Source organism: Novosphingobium organovorum, assembly GCF_022832435.1.
GTDB lineage: Bacteria > Pseudomonadota > Alphaproteobacteria > Sphingomonadales > Sphingomonadaceae > Novosphingobium > Novosphingobium organovorum.
The window spans coordinates 1-5,430 of the sequence record NZ_JALHLF010000164.1 but is presented as its reverse complement, the minus strand read 5'-3'; the positions used below and the strand labels follow the sequence as shown (position 1 = coordinate 5,430).

At 69.8% G+C, this 5,430-nt stretch carries 5 protein-coding genes; 3 read left to right on the top strand and 2 right to left on the bottom strand.

What is annotated here, in order from left to right:
- The 3 genes from MTR62_RS19630 to MTR62_RS19620 all read left to right on the top strand — a co-directional run.
- Positions 1 to 339, top strand: a 339-nt coding sequence (locus MTR62_RS19630) for a uroporphyrinogen-III synthase (RefSeq protein ID WP_327194442.1), incomplete at its 5' end; no start/stop codon positions are given.
- Positions 339 to 1,361, top strand: coding sequence for an MICOS complex subunit MIC60 (locus MTR62_RS19625; protein WP_244024117.1), 1,023 nt, complete (start codon positions 339 to 341; stop codon positions 1,359 to 1,361). The genes MTR62_RS19630 and MTR62_RS19625, both read left to right, overlap by 1 nt.
- Positions 1,362 to 1,374: 13 nt before the next feature.
- Positions 1,375 to 2,550, top strand: a complete 1,176-nt coding sequence (locus MTR62_RS19620) for a sensor histidine kinase (protein ID WP_244024115.1) — start codon at positions 1,375 to 1,377, stop codon at positions 2,548 to 2,550.
- Between the two features lie 34 nt (positions 2,551 to 2,584).
- On the opposite strand, the gene MTR62_RS19615 is transcribed toward MTR62_RS19620, so the two are convergent.
- Together MTR62_RS19615 and MTR62_RS19610 are read right to left on the bottom strand one after the other, a co-directional pair.
- The gene (locus tag MTR62_RS19615; RefSeq protein WP_244024113.1) at positions 2,585 to 3,832 is read right to left on the bottom strand and encodes a UbiH/UbiF/VisC/COQ6 family ubiquinone biosynthesis hydroxylase; all 1,248 of its coding nucleotides are present in this window, start codon (positions 3,830 to 3,832) and stop codon (positions 2,585 to 2,587) included.
- The coding region (locus MTR62_RS19610) for an alkaline phosphatase family protein (RefSeq protein WP_244024111.1) at positions 3,829 to 5,430 on the bottom strand (1,602 nt) is incomplete at its 5' end. The genes MTR62_RS19615 and MTR62_RS19610, both read right to left, overlap by 4 nt.

Below are 5,430 nucleotides of genomic sequence, written 5' to 3'. Positions count from 1 at the left end.
GAAGGCGTGACGATGCACACCTGCGAGGTCTACGCCAGCCTCGCCCTACCCGGCCCCGAACCCTTGCGCGCCGCGCTGGCGGGCGACGCGCCGGTGATCGCGCTCGTCCATTCGGGCGAGGCCGCGCGCCGCTTCGAGGAGCTGTGCGCGCAGTGGGGCATCGCACCCGCGCGCGTTCATCTCGCGGCCATCGGTCCGCGCGTACTGAAAGACCTGAAATCGCCCTGGGCTTCGGCGCGCACCGCGACCGAGCCCAGCGATGCCGCGCTGCTGGCCTTGGCGCACCAGATGTGCCAAGAGTTCACGCAGGGATCGACACAAGCAGACAACCAGACCTGATGCAGGACTTCGAAACACAGCCTCTTTCCAACGCGAGCGCGGCCGACGCGGCCTATCGCGCGCGCGCGCGCTCGACCGGCGCGATCATCTTCATCGCGATCATCGCCTTCCTGCTCGGCGCCATGGCGGTGGCCTGGGCCTCCTCGCGCGGGTTGCTCGATCGCTATCTGCCGGTGCCCGAAGCCTCCGAAACCCCCGCGCTGGAAGACAGCGCTCCGGTCAATGCCGAAACCCTGGTCGACCCCGCCAACACCGCCCTCGCGCCGCCCGCACCCGCGGCGGGCAAGCCCACCCCCGAACAGCTCGCGGCGCTGGGCTCGGTCGAAGGGCGCCTCGCGCTGATCGAGGACCGCCTCTCGCGCATCGATTTCCAGACCGACGCCGCTTCGGGCAACGCCGCGCGTGCCGAAAGCCTGCTGATCGCCTTCGCCGCGCGCCGCATGGTCGAACGCGGCGAACCGCTCAGCTACGTCGCCGACCAGCTGCGGCTGCGCTTCATGGACGCCCAGCCGCACGCGGTGGAAACGATCATCGGCTTTTCCAAGGACCCGGTCACCATCGACGAGCTGACCGCCCGGCTCGAGGCGCTCTCGCCCGAACTGACCGTGTCGGGCAACACCGTGAGCTTCTGGGACCGCGCCCGCAACGAGCTGTCCTCGCTGTTCACCGTCCACCGCGACGCGGCCGCGCTGGTCTCTCCGCGCGCGCGGATCGAACGCGCGCGCATCATGCTGACGGCGCGCCGGATCGATGCCGCGATCGACGAAGTACAGCGCCTGCCCGGCGCCGACGCCGCGCACAACTGGGTCGCCGACGCGCGCCGCTTCGAGGATGTGCAAAAGGCGCTCAACCTGCTCGAAACCACCGCCATGCTCGACCCGCGCCGCCTCAAGGACGGCGAAGGCCGCGCGGTCGACCAGCCCAGCCCACTCGCCAGCCCGACCGACCTCACGCCTTCCGACGAGGCCTCAGGCGGGGCCTCAGGCGGGGCCTCCGCGCCCCCCGTCGAAGGCCGGGAATAGCGGCGCAAGGCCCATGTTCGCCGAACCCGAAAACCCCATTGGCCCGATCGCCACGCTGCCCCCGGCCGAGCGTGCCGCGCACGAAGCCGCGCGGCTGGAGGAGCTGGCCCGCTACGCGCTCAGCGAGGAACCGCACCAGGACCTCGACGACATCGTGGCGATGGCCGCCGAGATCTGCGGGGTGCCCGTCGCGCTGGTCAGCATCGTCGAGGCCGATCGCCAGTTCTTCAAGGCCCGCGTCGGGCTCGACGTGTGCGAGACCGCGCGCGACGTGTCGTTCTGCCAGTTCGCGATCGAGGGGCACCACCCCTTTATCGTCCCCGACACCCACGCCGACCCGCGCTTTGCCGACAATCCGCTGGTCACCGGCGCCCCGTTCATCCGCTTCTACGCCGGCCTTGCCCTCATCACGCCCTCGGGCCATGCCCTGGGTTCGCTGTGCGTGATCGATCGCCAGCCACGCGCGCTCAGCCACCAGCAGCTGCGCATGTTGGGCATTCTCGCGCGCCAGGCGATGAACCAGATCGAGCTGAGCCGCGCGCTGTCGCTCAGCCACGCCGCGCTCGCCGAAGCGGAGGCTTTGCGTAGCGCCCAGCACGAAATCGCGATGGAGATGACCCACCGCGTCAAGAACACGCTGGCCATCGTCCAGGCGATCACCGCGCAGACGCTGCGCCGCGCCGACAGTCTGGAATCCGCGCAGGCCGCGATCGACGCGCGCCTGCTCACGCTGGCGCGCGCGCAGGACGTGCTGACCGGCGCCGCGCACGACGACATCGAGGCGAGCGCCCTCATCACCACCGCGCTCGCCCCGCACATGCAGGGCGCGTGCGACCCGCGCTTCACGATCGCCGGGCCCGCCCTGCGCCTTGGCGCGCGCCAGGCGCTGGGGCTGGCGCTGGGGCTGCACGAACTGGCCACGAACGCGATCAAGTACGGCGCGCTCAGCCAGCCGGGCGGAACGGTCGCGCTCACGTGGTCGGGAAGCGAGGAAGCCTGCGCCTTTACCTGGCGCGAAACAGGTGGTCCGCCGGTCGCCCCCCCGGCCTCGCGCGGGTTCGGTTCCCAGCTGATCGAGCGGATCGTGGCGGGCTACTTCGAAGGCGAAGCGCAGCTCGCCTTCGCCCCCGAAGGCGTGCTGTTCACGCTGAACGGGCGCGCGCGGCGCCAGCCGCCCGCCCCGGCCTGACGCCCCGCCTGACGCCCGCTTTCACTGCGGCCGATCAGGCCTGGAGCAGCTCGGGAAGCTTGCCCGACATGCCGCGCGCCTCGTCCATGAAGAAGCGCTTGAGCAGGCCGCTGCGCTGGACCGCGGCCATGCCGAAACGGCGCACCGCGCTCGGCAGACGGCCCGGAATGCCGAACAGGCGGGTCAGCGTGTCGGTCGCGGCCATGACCATCACCGAATCGAGACTGCGCCACTTTTCATAGCGGGCGAGCAACTGCGCATCGCCCGGCTCAAGCCCGAGGCGCATACCCTCGCTCAGCACTTCGACCAACGCGCCCACATCGCGCAGGCCCAGGTTCAGGCCCTGCCCGGCGATCGGGTGCATGCCGTGCGCGGCATCGCCGATCACCGCCAGCCGCTCGTCCACAACGCGCGCGGCGTGGTGGAAGCGCAACGGATAGCTCAGGCGCGGCGCGGCCAGGGCGATCTCGCCCAGCACCCCGTGCATGCGCGCGGCCACTTCGTTGATGAACATCGTGTCCGACATCGCGATGGCGCCCGCCGCGTCCTTTTCGGCGACGGTCCACACCAGCGCGCTGCGGTGGCGCCCTTGCGCATCATCGAGCAGCGGAAGCAGCGCGAAGGGGCCTTCGGGGTAGAAGATTTCCCAGGCGGTGCCCTCATGCGGCTTGGAGTGGGTAAACGCGGTCACCATCGCGCGGTGCTTGTAGTCCCACTTGGCCATCGAGAAGCCCGCCTCGTCACGCGTGGGCGACTGGCGCCCTTCGGCCGCGACCAGCAGCGAGCCCTTGAGCACGCGCCCATCGCTCAGCTCGATTTCCACCCCGTGCGCGCCGCGGGTGCGGCGCACCGCCTCGGTCCTGACGTGCCAGGCGATGTTGGGCTCGTCCTCGGCCGCCTCGAACAGCGCAAGGCGCAAGTCCCGGTTGAAGAACATGCGACCGAGCGAGCCGTCCTCGGGCTTGGGCTGGAAGTCGATCCGGCCCGGCTTCATCCCGTCGGTCACCGCGATCGTGTCGATCGCGCAGCCCAGCGGCGCGAGCCGCTTGCCCAGCCCGATGTTGGCGAACAGGTTCCAGCTCGCGGTCGAGACCGCCGACGCGCGCCCGTCCGCGCCCTCGGCAACGAGGTCGGCCGGGTCGGCGCGGTCGATCACGTGGCTGGTGATGCCCGCCCTGGCCGCAGCCAGCGCCAGCGTCATGCCGACAAGGCCGCCGCCCAGGATGATGAGATCGCGGCGCGTGTCGTCCGCGGTTACGAGACCAGTGTTCGAATCGCTCATGAAGAGCAGCTATCGGCCTCCATGCCGTCAATGTCGAGACATCTTCCGTCCCAGGTCCCCGTGGGCTCGGCGAGGCCTACAGTCGCGGCAAGAGTTGGCGCGATATCAACGGTTTCCACCGGATTAGGCTGCTCGAAACCGGCCATTCCCTTGCGCCAGAACAGCATCGGCACGCGGCGGTCGTAATCCCACGGGCTGCCGTGCGTGGCGACCTTGAAGGGCTTTGCCTTGCCCGGCACCACGCCGCGCCGGGTCAGCATCTGCACATCGCCCGAACGCCCCGGCACGAACGAGGCGCGCACTTTCTGGAGCAGGGTCCAGTCCTGCGGATGCCCTTCGGGCATCGGCTGGGCCAGGATTTCGTCGGCCGAGAAGGCGCCCTCGATCTGCGGATTGGCCTTGAGGATGGCAAGCAGTGCGGAAATCACCGTTGCCTTGCGTTCCCCCGTCAGTTCGTCCGAGAGCCAGATCGAGCCCGATTCCCCGCCGCCGTAGAGCAGTTCGCCCTTGGCAACGGTAATCCCGGTGCGCGCGGTGACCGCCTTGGCCAGTTCGCCCGCGCTCAGTTCGGGATCGATACGCACCGCATCGGGATTGCCGCGCAGGCGCTGGCGTTCGGGCGCGTCGAACCCGCCGTGGTCGGCGCTCAGCACCACTTCGTAGTCGATCCCACGCGCGTCGAGCGCGTCGAGCAGCGTGCCGATCGCGGTGTCGAGCGTTGCCATCTGGATGCACATCTCCACCCCTTCGGTGCCGAAGGCATGGCCGACCTTGTCGGTCGAGGAGAAGCTCACCGAGAGCACGTCGGGCACCGCGTCCTTGCCCATGCCCAGCGCATCGACGAGGCGAACGGCCATGTCGGCGGTGGCCAGATCCCCCCGCGGGCTTTCGGTGAAGGCGCTGTAATCGCCCTTCTTGAAGGGAAACTTGTACGTGCCGATCGTAAACCCGCCCATCGGGGTCGCGCGGTCGAGCGGCTGGCAGAAGGCGGGCACCGCCATGTCGCCCGCGCCCGCCGCCACCGTCCTGGCGAGCTGCGCGTTGTAGGTGGCGACCGTGGGCAGGATCTTGCGCCCTTCGAAGGTGGTGTAGCCGGTCTTGGAGAACCAGTAGACGGCATCGGTGTCATGCCCGCTCATCATCACCGCGGCGCGATCCTTGACCGAGACCGCCGCGTTGATCGTGCGCGAATCGCGTTTCTTGAGCAGGTCGCCGAGCGTCGGGGCCTTGAGGTGCACGGGGCTTACCACCGGATTGTCGGGCGTGCTTTTCGGGTTGCTCTCGTCCTCGACGCAGTAGACGTCCCTTTGCGCACGCGCGAGGCCGGGTTCGACCCAGGAATTGGCCGGAATGCCCGTGCGCGCGGGGTGAACGCCGGTCATCAGCGTCGAGTGGCCGGGGCAGGTCTCGGTCGCCGCGTGCGACTGGTAGCCCGAGGGGAACACCGCGCCCTGCAGCAGGCGCGGGAAGCCCTTGGAGAAGCGCCCGCGGTATTCGGCGAAGAGATCGGCCGAGAACTGGTCGACCGAAATCGCCACGATCAGACGTGGCGGCGTAGCAGGCCGGCTGTCGCCCGCGCCCCCGGCGCCCTGCTCGGG